This window comes from uncultured Holdemanella sp., assembly GCF_934772795.1.
In the GTDB taxonomy this organism is placed as follows: domain Bacteria; phylum Bacillota_I; class Bacilli_A; order Erysipelotrichales; family Erysipelotrichaceae; genus Holdemanella.
On the sequence record NZ_CAKVMR010000044.1, the window covers coordinates 1 to 17,149 of the forward strand.

At 35.7% G+C, this 17,149-nt stretch carries 11 protein-coding genes; 3 read left to right on the forward strand and 8 right to left on the reverse strand.

Annotated features, from left to right (window positions below; genetic code table 11):
• From Q0F04_RS08440 to Q0F04_RS08475, 8 genes are all read right to left on the reverse strand, one after another.
• Nucleotides 1-218 (reverse strand): PD-(D/E)XK nuclease family transposase (locus Q0F04_RS08440; RefSeq protein ID WP_295752296.1); only part of this gene is annotated, 218 nt, incomplete at its 3' end.
• A gap of 352 nt (nucleotides 219-570) precedes the next feature.
• Nucleotides 571-3,372 carry a transporter substrate-binding domain-containing protein gene (locus Q0F04_RS08445; protein ID WP_295752298.1) on the reverse strand — a complete coding sequence of 934 codons (2,802 nt, stop codon included), beginning with the start codon at nucleotides 3,370-3,372 and terminating at the stop codon, nucleotides 571-573.
• Nucleotides 3,373-3,605: 233 nt separating this feature from the next.
• Nucleotides 3,606-3,899 (reverse strand): hypothetical protein, encoded by a 294-nt coding sequence (locus Q0F04_RS08450; protein ID WP_295752300.1) that lies wholly within the window; start codon nucleotides 3,897-3,899, stop codon nucleotides 3,606-3,608.
• Nucleotides 3,896-5,620 carry a DUF5696 domain-containing protein gene (locus Q0F04_RS08455; RefSeq protein ID WP_295752303.1) on the reverse strand — a complete coding sequence of 575 codons (1,725 nt, stop codon included), beginning with the start codon at nucleotides 5,618-5,620 and terminating at the stop codon, nucleotides 3,896-3,898. The genes Q0F04_RS08450 and Q0F04_RS08455 overlap by 4 nt, the downstream gene beginning before the upstream one ends.
• A 45-nt stretch (nucleotides 5,621-5,665) precedes the next feature.
• Nucleotides 5,666-6,964, reverse strand: coding sequence for an alpha-amylase family glycosyl hydrolase (locus tag Q0F04_RS08460; protein ID WP_295752305.1), 1,299 nt, complete (start codon nucleotides 6,962-6,964; stop codon nucleotides 5,666-5,668).
• Nucleotides 6,965-6,968: 4 nt separating this feature from the next.
• Nucleotides 6,969-7,454, reverse strand: coding sequence for a Cys-tRNA(Pro) deacylase (ybaK, locus tag Q0F04_RS08465; protein ID WP_295752308.1), 486 nt, complete (start codon nucleotides 7,452-7,454; stop codon nucleotides 6,969-6,971).
• Nucleotides 7,451-7,999 carry an ANTAR domain-containing protein gene (locus Q0F04_RS08470; RefSeq protein ID WP_295752310.1) on the reverse strand — a complete coding sequence of 183 codons (549 nt, stop codon included), beginning with the start codon at nucleotides 7,997-7,999 and terminating at the stop codon, nucleotides 7,451-7,453. Before Q0F04_RS08470 ends, ybaK begins: the two co-directional genes overlap by 4 nt.
• A gap of 6 nt (nucleotides 8,000-8,005) precedes the next feature.
• Entirely contained in the window at nucleotides 8,006-9,175 is a 1,170-nt protein-coding gene (locus Q0F04_RS08475; protein WP_295752312.1) for a glutamine synthetase family protein, read from the reverse strand.
• A 199-nt stretch (nucleotides 9,176-9,374) separates the two neighbouring features.
• On the opposite strand from Q0F04_RS08475, the gene Q0F04_RS08480 reads away from it, so the two are divergent.
• From Q0F04_RS08480 to gltB, 3 genes are all read left to right on the forward strand, one after another.
• Nucleotides 9,375-11,465 carry a glutamine synthetase III gene (locus Q0F04_RS08480; protein ID WP_295752315.1) on the forward strand — a complete coding sequence of 697 codons (2,091 nt, stop codon included), beginning with the start codon at nucleotides 9,375-9,377 and terminating at the stop codon, nucleotides 11,463-11,465.
• Nucleotides 11,466-11,510: 45 nt separating this feature from the next.
• The gene (gene asnB, locus Q0F04_RS08485; RefSeq protein WP_295752318.1) at nucleotides 11,511-13,094 is read left to right on the forward strand and encodes an asparagine synthase B; all 1,584 of its coding nucleotides are present in this window, start codon (nucleotides 11,511-11,513) and stop codon (nucleotides 13,092-13,094) included.
• A gap of 14 nt (nucleotides 13,095-13,108) precedes the next feature.
• Nucleotides 13,109-17,149, forward strand: a 4,041-nt coding sequence (gene gltB / locus Q0F04_RS08490) for a glutamate synthase large subunit (RefSeq protein WP_295752321.1), incomplete at its 3' end; no start/stop codon positions are given.

The following is a 17,149-nucleotide window of genomic DNA, read 5'->3' on the forward strand; positions in this document are numbered from 1 at the left end:
ACCGTTGTTTGATCATCAAATTCGACTAATAAATCTAATCGTGGACTCTTCATTTTACTATAGTCTTTTACCATTTCCGAATTCTTTACAACGACATGTTCAACCTTCCTTTCTAAAAATACCGTGAGCAATGATTTTAAGGCATCATTGGCCTCTTTACAATCTTCGCCAAAAACATACTTAAAGGCGAAATCATTTAATAAATTTGCGCTACGCATGAGCACCTCTTTTCTAGTAGGCATTTAACCGTTCACCTAGAACTATAAATATCATAATGTCGATTTGTATATTTCTTTGTAGTTTGATTACTTTACTAAACAATGATTCATTATAAAAATCTTTGAATTCAGTTTGTATCGATATTTGAAAGAACTATCATCACTTTTATGTCATAGGACAAGAAACAATTTCATCTTAGTTTATTAACTACAAAGAAGGATTTGACTATTTAATCAACTAGGTGCAATAAATACAAAACATCAATTTGCCTACATACTCTAATACGTAAAAAAATGAGGCTTTTCTAAAAAATTTTACTTTTTGTACAAAAAAAACTAGAATCATAAGACTCTAGCTTTTGTGTTTATTTATAATATCTGTTAATACCACAAACAAATCTTCAATATTGATAGGCTTTGCGATATGACCATCCATACCTGCATCGAATGCTTTTTTCTTATCTTCCTCAAACGCATTGGCCGTCATCGCAACAATAGGTATACTAGCCTTATCCTTATCTTGTAGGTTTCTAATTTCTTTTGTAGCCTTATACCCATCCATTTTAGGCATTTGAATATCCATTAATATCAAGTCATATGCTCCACAAGGATTTTCTATGACCTTATTCACACATTCAACACCATTCTCTACACGATCTATTTTAAGTCCAGCACGTTCTAAAATAGTAATCGCAATCTCGGCATTTAAATCATTATCTTCCGCTAAAAGAATATGTTTACCATCAAGACCTTCATAATCTAAATCACTATTTTCATTCTTTTCTTTTAGGTAATAGCATGCATCCGCAATCTTATGCTTAAGTGTTATAGTAAAAGTACTACCCTTACCAAGTTCACTCTTTACATCGATTGTTCCACCAAGAAGATCCACATATTTCTTAACAATGGCCATACCAAGACCCGTACCAGAAATTTCACTTGTATTCGTTGTTCTTTCACGTGTAAACGCATCAAAAATCTTTTCTAGATATTCTTGGCTCATACCAATACCTGTATCCGTAATGTCTGTACGAACAATCATATATCCAGGTTCATCACATTCTAATTCATCCACGCTTACCTTGATTTGTCCATTTGAAGGCGTATATTTTAAGGCATTACTTAAAATATTCACAAACACTTCTTCTACCTTTGTCACATCCGTCAATATATGCGTATGCACTACATTTATATTGTATTCAAGATGAATATTCTTTTTCTTCGCCTCATCCTCAAACATTTCAAACAATCTTTGACGAACATCCTCAACATTCGCATAGTTTTCATCCACTTCCATACGACCACTCTCAATTCGAGCCATATCTAGAATATTATTTAAAATCGACAAAAGAACACTACCAGACTTTTGAAGTTTCTTTAAATACTCTGAAACCTTAGAAGATTCATTGCCCTCTAATTCATTCTCCATAAGTTTTGAATATCCCAAGATCGCATTCATAGGCGTACGAATATCATGCGACATGTTATGTAAAAACTGTGTTTTCGCAAGACTCGCATCCTCCGCCTTCTTAAGTGCAATCTCTAGTTTATCATTTAACTTTTGCGTATTTTCAGAAGCAATTCTAGCCCTTTGTAAAAGTACGAGAATAATAATTATTATGCATAGCGCTAAGACCAGAACCTCTTTCAAATTATCCTTTAAAAACCCATAAAACGTAACCTTATCCGCCGTACTCTCATACATCGCAATCGCACTGGTCAACATATCTGAAGGCATAGCCTTTATCGTCTTATTCAATATGGATAATAGTGTTGCATCACCATCTTTAACCGCAAAACAAACCTCCATCGTTTTTGTCAGAGGAATACTCTTTAAATTCTTATAATTATCAAACAATAAAGCCTGACTCGTACCTATGATGAAACAATCCGCTTTTCCATGCACAACCATTTCTGAAGCTTCATCCATCGTTTCACAATCCACCAATTTCCATTGCGGATAACTATACGCAATATGCTGCTTCAAAGCGACTTTGTTCTTTGGTACAACCACCGTATATACTTCATCCTCATTAAAATTTTCCTTATCCGTAACCGCCATTAAACTATACGTCCAAGCCGTGTTGGTAAGAGCATAATTGTTTTGTTCGGCAAAATCAGGATTTCGACTCGCATAATAAATCACATCAATCTTATGATTCTGTAACGCTTTGATCATTTTGTCGTAATCATCAAATGCCACTATATCAAAATCTAACGTATGATTTCCCAAACAATCCCTTGCATAAGAGATATATTCAGTGAGTGTACCACTAAGCTGACCACTCCTTTGATCCATAGAAAAGACAACTGGATCATTATCTAAAAAGCCAATTCGAATACTACCATGTTCTTCAATATATGACTTTTCAACACCCGTTAAAAACTGCGTATAATCCAAAGTAAAATATTTCTTATACAAATCCGCCTTGAAAAAAGGACTATCCTTATCCAATTGGCCCATCGCATAATCCAATTCCTTTTTAATATCACTACGCTCTTTATTCATCGCAAAATAAATGCCAGACTTACCAATTGTAGTTACACAAGAAATGCCTCTTTCAGACCAAATCGACTCTTCTAAAGACACAAAACAATCAATTTCATGATTCGCCAATTTCTTTTCAACATCACTATTACCACTTATATTCACATGCTCAGTATGAATACCATTCTTATTCTCCCACTCTGTAAGCATATTTTCAGGCTCTGTACCCATAAGCACACCCACACGCTTACCATCCAAAGACTTAAAATTCGACGACACAATATCATTATCCAATAAATTCGCATACAAAACATACTTTTCTTCACCCATAGGCTCTTCAGAAAACAACATCTTTTCTGCACGATCATCCGTATACGAAATATCACCCATGATATCAATCTCACCATTTTCAAGCTTTTCAAAACAGTTTGACCAATCACACTTCACATACTCAAACTTCCATCCTGTATATCCAGCCAAAGCCTGCATTAGTTCATATCCATAACCACGCCTTACACCATGTTCATCCACATAATTAAAAGTATCTTCAAAAGATCCAACGCGAATAGTCTTTTCTGCTTCATCTGCCAAACAAGGCATACACAGTGTGAATATGATGAATATGCTGATACATACCGCTCCAAACCTTTTCATTATTCTATTCATAAGTATCTCCCTAACCAAAACAACCTAATCTATATAAAAAATTATATATTCTTGCATAATTTTCAGTCAAGAAAACGAACTCATTTTTTATAAAATATAACCATTTTATATAATTCAAAAACAAAAAAAGAGGAAGAGACCCGCAGGTTCTTCCCCGCCTGTAGGCTTCGCAAGTTTCTACAGAACGATCACTGAATTTAGAATACGCCATCTTAAAAGTTGAGTCAATACATTTAGTGTACATTATCTACTAATCTATCTGGAATTAATTCATTGTTTTCATATTTAAAGACATATTGTTTGTTTAAATCTTTATTCTTTAATGAAAACCATACTTCTGTATCCGACTGCATTGTGATTGAATCCACATAATATTGTTCATCCTCAATTTGATCATTTGCGCTTTTAATCAATTCCTCATCTGAATATGGTATTGATGCTTGAACTTCTTTAGTCTCTCTAAGTTCGGGTTGTGCTTGTGTACAAGCTGTTAATAATAAAAGAAATAATATTCCTAATCTTTTCATACAATTCTATACGTGTTCTCTTTTGTGTTGATCTCAATTGTGATGTTGTTACTAAATGTGGCCTGTTGAATATGATCATTGATAATTCTATGTTTAACCATCTCTTCATTCTTGATTTTTTGATAAAAATCTAGAACAACATTTGCACGTTTAATTCGATCTTCTATGGATAAGCCATCGGAGCCAAAATTACCATCCACATTATCATAAGGTGCATTTCTTACGACATATGGAATACCACCATTTAGTAACGCATACAACATATAGTCTTCTTGTTTTTTATCCATTGGCCAAGGAAGTATGAAACAATCATGATACACAAGATTAAATAAAGGTACTGCTATTCCCATTCTTTTCGCATTTTCTTCTTTCATCATAAATTCATAAGGCCCATAATGAGAAAATACTAGTTCACGCATTGCCCAATCACTACACTCTTCACTCGAAGGTATGATTCCTCTATTTATCATAAATTGAAAACAAGCTCTTCGATATTCCATACACTCTTTTCTAGTCATCAAATGCTCTGGATTAAAACACTCATCCATTTCATTACAAGAGAAAACGTCTAAGTATACACAATCCAAATCAATATGTTTTAAGATTTCAGTGTAGTTTCTTTTTACATACTTAGGTGCTAGACTTGCACACAAATAGTTTTGTCTTCCCCCAGCCCAATTGGCATGTTCAAGCACACTACCATCTTCTAACTGAATGGCTTCATTTTCATTATGTGTTTTAGCCTTATAGTAATAATCACGATACTGATCATGTAAACCAAATAAGTCATTTTGTGTACTCAAACTTTTCTGAAGGCTCTCTAGACCATTCCATCCACCAGCTTCAATACATGCCGGCAAATAATCCGGATGAAAATTATCATAACCAGGATCTCCCCAACCATCCAAATGAAGATAGAGTTTAAAAGAACCCAAACTATGAAGCTTTTGAATCATTTCCTTTACGGAATCAAAAGAATGAATCACATCCTTCTGACCATTATAGAATCTAGAATCCTTTTCCGTATGTGCCTTAATACCTGTATGTACTACAGCACACTGCTGAAGATCTGATATTTTATTTAAATTGACTTCCTTCTCCTTTAAACTCTTAAATAAACCCGTTTCTTTTACATACTCTCGATAAATCTTACATGCACGATTATAATCCATATTACTTTCAAAAGAATATCGAACTACACGCTTATATCGCATCTTACCTAAACTTGTCAACCACACAAATTGAAGTCGTGTACCCCTATCATCATGATCAATTTTATATTTAGAATCCCATGGCGTTTCATTAATTGCGACATACCCTTTTCCATTATTCGTTTGACTAAGCCAAGGCATATAGGCAGCACAACTTGTAAACTGACCATCAAAGGCAATCTTACTATAATCATACTCATACCGATTGGGAATCAATAATCCTTGCATATAAGGAATCGTTGAATAGCCATCCTTATCTTCACATACAAAACTATCCGGCCAGTGAACCTCTTTAACATTCTCATCCGCTTTGGGTATCCACTCAAAATAATAATGATTCGTACTATCTTCTTTCCAAATATATGTATCAAAATATTTATAAATATTATAAATACCCTTACCTAATCCAGTCACTCTTTCTTCTGACTTGATAAAATCATCACTAAATTTTATTTTTTGATCCTCTTTTGTCACATAAAACGAATCATGATTTCGAATCCAATTTTCCATATACAAATACCTCTTCTAAATGATACCATATGAAAAAAGTATCAATTACGATACTTTCTTTAATATTCTTACTTCATAAGGCTTGAACTCAAATGCATTATTAATATGTAGTTCTTCATTCGTTTCTAAGTCAATGAAGTTGCCTTGTCCATTAAAACCTAGAGTCTGTGCTTCATTTTTCATATTCATACAGATCCATAGACATTCCTTTTCATCTTGTCTTTGATAGATACAAGCCGTGTTTGTGATGCCAATCTGCGTGTAGTCACCATAAGAAAGGGCTGAATGCGTATGTTTTAGGTTGATTAATCTTTGAATTGAGTCTGTCAATTCATTCCACTCAAATACTTTGATTTCAGGTCTAAGATCTGTGTCATTCCAATTTTTTGTACCTTCCATACCCCATTCACTACCATAATAGATACATGGAATACCTGGCATTGTAAATAACATCGTATAAATTAAAGGCAATTGGTTTTTATCCTCTAGAATCGATGCGACTCTTACCACATCATGATTATCCACAAAATTAAACAAATGTTTACCTGTATATAAACACCATGGATCTTTGCCAAATTGACGGTTCAATGAATATAGGATTTCATAGAAGTTGGCTGAATTAAAACTTGAATACAATCCTTTATAACACTCATAGTTTGTGACTGAATCCAACATATTTTCATTCATCCACTGATTGTAGTCACCATGTAGTGTTTCTCCTAAAAGGAAGAAATCTCGACTTACATGATTATGTAATGTTTGAAGGAAGTTTTTATCTAGACAATACGCTACATCGAGTCTTAAACCATCAATATGAAATTCTTCTTGCCAAAAATCAACTACACTTAATATATAATTCACGACATCTTGATTTTGAAGATTCAACTTCACTAAGATGTCATTGCCTTCCCAATCCTGGTACCAGAATCCATCATCATAGTGATTGTTTCCATTAAAATCAATATAGAACCAATCTTTATAAGGCGAATCCCATTTCTTCTCTAAAACATCTTGAAACGCAAAGAAATCACGTCCCACATGATTAAATACGGCATCTAAAATAATTTTGATCCCATTTTCATGGAATTGAGTTATGACTTCTTTTAAGTCTTCATTGGTACCCAATCTTGTATCCAACGTTTTAAAATCCGTTGTATCATAGCCATGTGTACGACTTTCAAAGATGGGATTCAACATAATACAATCAACTTTTAATTTCTTTAAATGCGGAATAAAATCCTCTAATTTATGAATACGATGTTCTAGAACATGATCATTCTCAAATGGAGCTCCACAAGCACCAAAAGGATAGATTTGATAAAATACACTCTCATTTGCCCACATAATGTTACTCCTTTGTGATATCTCCTGCTTGAACTTGAATTAAATCCATCAATGTCTTTGGATCCATCTCAATCTGCATACCAATCTTACCTGCACTAAAATAAATCTTATCCTGATTTAAACAATCCTTTTCAATAAAGGTACGAAACTGTTTCTTCATACCTAATGGAGAACATCCACCACGAATATAACCCGTAATCTTATTGATATCCTTCACATGAATCATCTCACACGATTTAACTCCGGCTATTTTGGCACATTTCTTTAGATCCAGCTCCTTTTCGACCGGAAGCATATACACTAAGTATTCCTTTGTGTTGGCCTGGGTAACTAATGTTTTATACACCGCTTCAACTGGCTGATGTAACATATTCGCAACATGCACACCATCCACGGGATCCCCATCTTTATGTTCATACGTATGCGCTTCATATTCTACTTTATGCTGATCTAAAAAACGCATCGCATTGGTTTTTTGAATCTTTTTCATGTTTGAAACTCCTCTAATAACTCTTTAGCCACCAAGAATTTCGTTTTATTCTGCTCCATCGCTATCTTTTCAATATAGTGATGCGCCTTGTCTTCACTCCAATGATAATTTGAGATCAAAACCAACTTACAATGATCCACCATCTTCAACTCTAAATATTTCTGTTCAAGCTTTGTGATCTTCTTTTCATAAAGCTGGATTCGCTTATTCACACTCAAAAGAATCTGGAATGTTTCATACAACAACTGCTTCTTGATGGGATACGACAGAACTATTATACCACTATCTTTACATTGATATGAAACTTGATCATAGATTTCCTTATTGCACACCAAAAGAACTTGTGTATTTAAACTCTTCGCAAAATTTAAAAGTCCACTCGTCGTTTGCGAATACAACACCACAACAAAATCAAAATGCGTATTTCTTAACTTATTTAACGCATCATTATATGTCTTCGAAAGCACATATTGATAATTGGCCGTATTTTTTAATAAAGCTAAGAAATTCTCATTTCCAAGTACTAATACTTTACTTGCCTCCATACGCACTTACCCAACATAAATATCCACTACATCTTTTCCTAAAACTTCTTTTAACCAAGTTGAATACTTCGCCTTTGACTTTGCCTCTTCTAAACTTAAAGGAAGCTTATTTGTATCACTTGATACAATATCCGTACAAGGATCGGGTATCATATTCTTTTCAATACCCTCTAAACCGGCATAAATCAATAAGGCATACGCTAAATAAATATTACAGCTACAATCCGGACTCCTTAACTCCATACGATTTGTCGAATGCGTAGCCGGAATACGAATCAATTGATTACGATTCTGATAGGACCAGGAAATGAAGCTAGGCGCCTTATCCTTACCTAAACGCTTATATGAATCTTTGGATGGATTTAAAAAGGCTGTCATCTCTTCAATACGATTTAAAATACCCGCCATAAAAGGCATCAACAACTCTTCATGTTGATCCACACTCATATTGATATGCATCCCATTTCCTGGCTGATCCTGCAAAGGTTTTGGTGAAAAGTCAGCTACCAATCCCTGCATATTCGCAATAGCTTCAACAACCCATTTAAATGTCGCCGCATTATCCGCTGCCTGCAAAGCACTTGAATAACGAAAATCAATCTCATTTTGACCAGGCCCCATCTCATGATGCGAAACCTCTGGATCAATCCCCATTTCCGATAATGTCAAACAAATCTCACGACGCACATTTTCTCCTTTATCCAAAGGAGAAATATCCATATATCCCGCATTATCAAGTGGAACATAAGTATTTTCACCATTTTCATCCTGCTTAAATAAATAGAATTCAAATTCCGAACCAAAATTGATACTTATACCCATCTCTTTGGCTTTATTGATTGCCTTCTTTAATATATAGCGCACATCCCTTTCAAAAGGCGTACCATCTGGATACTTAATATCACAATACATACGAATAACACTTCCATCCATACTACGCCAAGGAAGAATAGACATTGTATTTGGATCTGGATATAAGAATAAATCACTATGCACTTCATCTAGAAAGCCATCAATGGCACTGGCATCAAAGCTGATGCCTTCGGTAAATGCCCTTTTTAATTCGGTTGGTAAAACAGAAACATTTTTCTGTGTACCATAAATATCAAAATAAGAAAGACGAATAAACCGAACGTCTTGTTCTTCGCAAAAACTTAATACATCTTCATATGTCATAAAATTCACCTCGATTAATTAATACACTATTTTCATACTGTTTTCAATATTTTTTACATTTCTTTTCAATTTCTTATTGACAACTTCAATTATCCGAATATAATTAGTTGCATACATGGCAAGGACGCCAAAGAAAACATAGGTCAAACCTTATGTTTTTTCATGTCCTTGCCCTTTTTTTATGTAAAGGAGAGCCATTATGAAATCGAAAGTAGAAGAAATTTTTGGAAGTAAAGTTTTTGATGAATCTGTTATGCGAGAAAAGCTCGCAAAAGATACTTATCGCGAATTAGAAAAAACCATTCGCGACGGTAAACAGTTAAACATCAAAATCGCAAATGCGGTAGCCCACGCTATGAAAGAATGGGCCCTAGAACAAGGTGCAACACACTATACACACTGGTTCCAGCCAATGACAGGAGTTACTGCTGAAAAGCATGATGGCTTTATCAATCCAGATAAAGACGGCAAAGTCATTATGGAATTTAGTGGTAAAGAATTAATTAAAGGTGAGCCAGACGCCTCAAGTTTTCCAAATGGTGGTTTAAGAGCTACATTTGAAGCCAGAGGATATACAGCTTGGGATCCAACAAGCTATGCCTTTATTAAAAACGGAGTACTTTGTATTCCAACCGCTTTCTGCTCTTACTCAGGACACGCTCTAGATAAGAAAACACCGCTATTAAGAAGTATGCAGGCCATTAATAAACAAGCCTTACGTATTGTGAAATTATTTGGCAATGACGATGTTCAAACCATTAAAACAACCGTAGGACCTGAACAAGAATATTTCTTAGTTGACCAAAAATATTATGAACAAAGAAAAGACTTGATCTATACAGGACGTACTTTATTTGGTGCACCATGCCCTAAAGGACAAGAACTAGAAGATCACTATTTTGGAACGATCAAGACTCGTGTACAAGAATTCATGTCCGATTTAAATGAAGAGTTATGGAAACTTGGTATCTTAGCTAAAACTGAACACAACGAAGTAGCTCCTGCGCAACATGAATTAGCACCAATCTTTACAACTACAAACATTGCGACTGACCACAACCAATTGACAATGGAATTGATTCAAAGAGTTGCGAAAAAACATGGATTAGTTGCCCTACTTCATGAAAAACCATTTGAAGGTATCAACGGTAGTGGTAAACACAACAACTGGTCTTTATCTACAGATACAGGTATCAACTTATTAGAACCAGGCGATACACCTCATGAAAACGCACAATTCTTAGTCTTCTTAGCCGCTATTATTAAAGCCGTAGACGAACACCAAGACTTATTACGATTAAGCGTAGCCACGGCAGGAAACGATCATAGACTAGGGGCCAACGAAGCGCCTCCAGCTATTATCTCTATTTTCTTAGGTGATGAATTAACCGCTGTATTAAAAGCTATCGAAGAAGATAAACCATATGATGGAAAAGAAAAAGAATTGATGAAGATTGGTGCAACCGTTCTTCCTAAATTCCCTAAAGATTCAACCGATCGTAACCGTACTTCTCCATTCGCATTTACAGGAAACAAATTCGAATTCAGAATGCCAGGATCTAACTCAAGTATTGCCGGATGCAATATTGTGTTAAATACAGTCATTGCGGATGAAATCGAAAAATTCGCAGACATCCTTGAAGCCAGTGATGATTTTGAAGGTACATTACATGCCTTGATCAAAGATACAATCAAAAACCACAAGCGCATTATCTTCAATGGCAATGGATATGATGATTCTTGGGTTAAAGAAGCAGAATCTAGAGGCTTATTAAACTTAAAGACAACTCCAGATGCCCTTCCATACTTCAAAACCGATGAAAACATTGCCCTATTTGAAAGACAAAAAGTTTTATCTAAAGAAGAAGTGGAATCAAGATATGAAATTTTAATGGATGAATACGAAAAACAAATCAACATTGAAGCATTGACAATGTTAGATATTGCGAAAAAAGACATTTTACCAGCTGCAAGTAAGTTCTCTAAAGAATTGACAGATACAATCGCAAATAAAAAAGCCATCGGTATCGACTTAATCTATGAACTTGAAACGGCTAAAAAAGTCAGTGAATATTTAACCGAAGCTTACCAAGCTATGGTAACACTTGAAAACGATGTTAAAAAACTACATGAAATTGATGATTTTGAAAAATCAGCCTTCTATGTAAGAGACTTCATTATCCAAGATATGGCCTCATTAAGAAAACCATGCGACGAACTTGAAGTCATTACTTCTAATAGTGATTGGCCATTTCCAACATATGGAAAATTATTATTCGGAATTCAATAAACCGGCATACGCCCGGTTTTTCCGTCTATAAAGGAGATGTAATTTATGTGTACAATTATTGGATATAAAACATTAAAAGTAACGAAAGATACTATACACAAAGCTTTAGAAGCTACCCTATCAAGAGGGCCAGACGACGAAAGAATTCAAGAAGTCGGATGCGGCTATCTAGGTTTTCAAAGGCTATCCATCATGGGACTCAGTCCTCTAGGCATGCAGCCTTTTGTTAGAGATGGCAATTATGTGGTATGTAACGGCGAAATCTATGGATTTCGAGAAATTAAATCGGAACTCGAAAAATCCGGCTATACATTCATTTCCCAAAGCGACTGTGAAATTCTTTTACCACTGTATGAAAAATATGGCTTAGACATGTTTAAAAAGCTAGACGCTGAATATGCCTGCATTATTTATGATGCCAAGAAAAACGATTTTATCGCCGCCAGAGACCCAATCGGAATCCGTCCTTTATTTTATGGCTATGATCAAAATCATAATATTGTCTTTGCCTCTGAAGCCAAAAACCTCGTTTCCATTGTCGAACAAATCTTCCCATTCCCTCCAGGATACTATTATGCCGATGGCAAGTTTACTTGTTACTTAGATGTGACTCAAGTCGATAAAGTGATTTCTTCCGATATAGAAACCATCTGTTCAAACATTCACGATAAATTAGTGGAAGGTGTCAAGAAAAGACTAGATGCCGATGCCCCACTAGGATTCCTTTTAAGTGGAGGATTAGATTCAAGTCTAGTATGTGCCATCAGTCAAAAATTACTCAATAAACCCATTGAAACCTATGCGATTGGTATGGAAACGGATGCGATCGATTTAAAATATGCCAAAGAAGTCGCTGACTTTATTGGCTCAAACCACCATGAAATCATTATCAATAAAGAAGATGTCTTAGAGGCCATCAAACCCGTCATTAAAACTTTGGCTACTTTTGACATCACAACCATTCGTGCCAGTATTGGAATGTATTTAATCTGTAAAGCCATTCATGAACAAAGTAACATTCGCGTATTACTTACTGGAGAAATCAGTGATGAATTGTTTGGCTACAAATATACAGATTTTGCCCCAAGCCCTGAAGAATTCCAACAAGAAAGCGTAAAACGTGTTCACGAACTCTATATGTATGATGTATTAAGAGCCGATCGCTGTATTTCCACAAACTCCATTGAAGCTCGTGTTCCCTTTGGCGATTTAGATTTTGTCAAGTACGTTATGGCCATTGATCCACAAAAGAAAATGAACACCTACAATAAAGGAAAATATTTACTTCGTCATGCGTTTGAAAAAGACGAAATCCTTCCTTACGACATCTTAATGCGTGAAAAAGCCGCCTTCTCCGATGCGGTTGGTCACTCCTTAAGCGATGATATTAAAGAATATGCTGAAAGCTATTATACAGATGCTGAATTTGAAGAAAAAATTAAAAAATACAAATACTGTACTCCATTCACAAAAGAATCCCTATTATATCGTGAGATCTTTGAATCGTACTACCCTGAACAGGCCGGTATGATCAAAGATTTCTGGATGCCAAATAAAAATTGGCAAGGCTGCAACGTCAACGATCCAAGTGCTCGTTATTTATCAAACTATGGAGACAGCGGCAAATAGAAAGGTTGTGTATTATGAATTTTGAAATCGAACACGATGCCTGCGGTATTGGTACCGTAGTCCAAATCGATGGTAAACAAAGCTATGATGTCTTAGACAAGGCATTGCACATTGTAGAAAAACTAGAACACCGTGCAGGTAAAGATGCGAGCGGTAAAGTTGGTGATGGAGTTGGTATTCTACTTCAAATCAGTGATGACTTTTTTCGTAAGACATTAAAAAAAGACAACATCAAATTACCTCAAACCTATGGTGTCGGTATGTTTTTCTTACCAAGAAACAAATTGTTGTTGAACCAACACAAAAAGATGTTCGAAAAACTTGTCGAACAAGAAGGATGTACATTCATCACATGGAGAAAAGTACCATGTGATGATTCCATCTTAGGCCAAAAAGCCAAAGATTGTATGCCTAGTATTTATCAAGCTTTTGTTTCTGGCAGTCAAGATTTAGAACAAAAACTATATGTAATCCGACGCGAATTTGAAAAAAGCTGTAAAGAAACGTATGTTGCATCATTAAGCAGTCGTACCATTGTTTATAAAGGTATGTTTCTTGTTTCTCAATTAAGAAAATTCTATCTAGATCTACAAGATGAAAACTATAAATCAGCCATTGCGATCGTACACTCACGTTTCTCTACCAATACAACACCATCTTGGCAAAGAGCGCATCCAAACCGTTATATTGCCCACAATGGTGAAATCAATACCATCCGTGCCAACGTCAACAAGATGTTAGCGCGTGAAGAAAGTATGCATTCAAAATTCTTGGATGAAAATTCAAGTAAGATCTTACCTATCATCAATACTTCCGGTTCTGATTCGGCCATGTTAGATAACGCCCTAGAATTTTTAGTCATGAATGGCATGCCACTTGAAAAAGCCGTTATGATCTTGATTCCAGAACCATGGAAACACCAGACAATGGATCAAAAGAAGAAAGATTTCTACCACTACTATGCCACTATGATGGAACCATGGGATGGTCCAGCCGCTATTTTATTTAGTGATGGACAAAAAGTAGGAGCCGTATTAGATCGTAATGGACTTCGACCTAGTCGTTACTATCTAACAAGCGACAACATGTTGATTTTATCAAGTGAAGTTGGTGTATTAGACATTGACGAAAAGAAAATCGTTAAAAAATCAAGACTTGAGCCTGGTAAAATGTTACTTGTCGATACTGTGAAAAAAGAATTGATTGAAGACTATGACCTTAAAAATGAATATGCTCATTCAAATCCATATGGAGAATGGTTAGACAACCACTTATTATATCTGAAAGATCTACCAGCTCCTGACAAGAAAACACACATCCACTCTCAACCTGAAAGAGATATTCTTTATAAAGTCTTCGGCTATACCTATGAAGATGTAAAAGATATTATTTTACCAATGGCCCGCGTTAAACTTGAACCAACAAGTGCGATGGGTACCGATATTCCTTTGGCAATTTATTCCCAAAATCATTTAAGTTTATTCCATTACTTTAAACAACTCTTCGCCCAAGTAACCAATCCACCTATTGATTCTTTACGTGAAGAAGTGGTCACAGATACAACCATTTATATTGGTAGTGACGGAAATTTATTAGAAGATAAATCTGACAACTGTACAGTTCTTGAAGTCAACAATCCAATTCTAACATCACGAGATATGGATAAGATTCGACAATTAAACCGTCCTGGATTTAAAAATGAAACGATCTCTTTACTATTCTATCGTGGCACATCCTTAAAAGAAGCCTTAGATAACTTATTTATCGAATGTGATAAAGCCTATCGAAATGGAGCTAACATCTTGATTCTTAGTGATAAAGGTGTTGATGAAGGTCATATGGCTATTCCTAGTCTTTTAGCTGTATCTGCCTTAGAACAACACTTAGTAAAAACCAAAAAGAAAACCGATGTATCCATCATTCTAGAAAGTGGTGAACCAAGAGATGTTCATCAATTCGCAACAATTTTAGGCTATGGTGCAACCGCCATCTATCCATATTTAGCACATGAATGCATTGAAGAAATGATTCAATTGAATATGTTAGATAAAGAAGTCAATATCGCCATCGACGACTATAATGAAGCCATTTTAAAAGGCATCGTTAAAATTGCTGCTAAGATGGGTATTTCAACTCTTCAATCCTATCAAGGTGCTCAAATCTTTGAAGCCATTGGAATCTCTAAAGACGTTATCGATACTTACTTCACAAACACCATTAGTGAAGTTGAAGGCATCACTTTAGAAGATATCGAAAAAGATTTGATCTACCACCATGATCGTGCCTATGATCCATTAGGACTTACAACCGATACAAGTCTTGACTCCATTGGATTCCATAAGCTTAGAAAAGGTGATGGAAAAGAAGATCACTTATATTCTCCAGAAACAATTGTGAAACTTCAAAGAGCTACACAAACGAATGACTATGATTTATTCAAAGAATATTCCAATGAATTGAATTCAAATAGTCAAAAACACCATTTAAGAAGTCAATTGCACTTTAAAAAGACTAGAAAATCAATCCCATTATCTGAAGTAGAAAGTGAATACGAAATCGTTAAACGCTTTAAAACCGGTGCCATGAGCTATGGTTCCATTTCAGAAGAAGCCCACACTTGTATGGCGATTGCGATGAATCGTTTGGGGGGTAAATCCAATTCAGGTGAAGGTGGCGAAAAACCAGAGCGTTTAGGTACAGAAAAGAACTCCGCTATTAAACAAGTCGCAAGTGGACGTTTTGGCGTAACCGAAGAATATTTAGTCAGTGCCAAAGAAATCCAGATCAAAATGGCACAAGGCGCAAAACCAGGTGAAGGTGGACACTTGCCAGGCAAGAAAGTCTATCCATGGATTGCGAAAACAAGATATTCAACTCCAGGTGTATCTTTGATTTCCCCTCCTCCTCACCACGACATCTATTCCATTGAAGATTTAGCCCAATTGATCTACGACTTAAAAAATGCCAACCCAAAAGCTCGAATCAGTGTTAAGCTTGTAAGTGAAGCCGGTGTTGGAACAATTGCGTCCGGTGTAGCTAAAGCCGGAGCTACGGTTGTCTTGATTTCTGGCTATGATGGTGGTACAGGGGCTGCTCCACAAAGCAGTATCCATCATGCAGGGCTTCCATGGGAATTAGGTTTAGCTCAAGCCCATCAAAACTTAGTCGAGAACGGTTTAAGAAGTCGTGTTTTAATTGAAACCGACGGTAAGTTAATGACAGGAAAAGATGTTGCGATCGCATGCTTACTTGGAGCGGAAGAATTTGGCTTTGCGACTGCACCACTTGTTACTATGGGATGTATGATGATGCGTGTATGTAATCTAGATACTTGTCCTTTTGGTGTGGCTACACAAAACCAAAAATTAAGAAAGCGTTTCAAAGGAAAACCAGAATATGTCATGAATTTCATGTTGTTTATTGCGCGTGAATTAAGAGAAATTATGGCTGAGCTTGGCTATCACACAATCAATGAAATGGTGGGCCATACGGACAATCTAGAAGTGGATGAAGATGCGAATATGGATTACTCTAACATTTTAATGACACCTTACAATATTCATTATGAGCCAAAAGATACATACGATTTTGAACTTGAAAAAACGGTAGATATGAAGACATTGCTTCCTAAGTTTGAGCCTTATTTCAATGAGAAAAAGCCTCATGCTGAAACAATCTCAATTTCAAGTACAGACCGTACAGTCGGAACGATTTTATCCAGTGTAGTCACAAAACAATTTAATAACACTCTACAAGACGATACATATACTGTTCATTGTAACGGTGGGGCTGGACAATCTTTTGGTGCCTTCGCCCAAAAAGGAATCACTTTAGATGTACATGGTGATGCGAATGACTATTTTGGCAAGGGCTTATCGGGTGGTAAATTGATTATTCAACCGAATAAAGAAGCGACTTTTAAACCAAATGAAAATGTCATTATTGGTAATGTGGCCTTATATGGTGCAACCAGTGGTGTAGCTTATATTCGTGGTATGGCTGGAGAGCGTTTTGCGGTACGTAACTCAGGAGCAAGTGCTGTAGTAGAGGGTGTT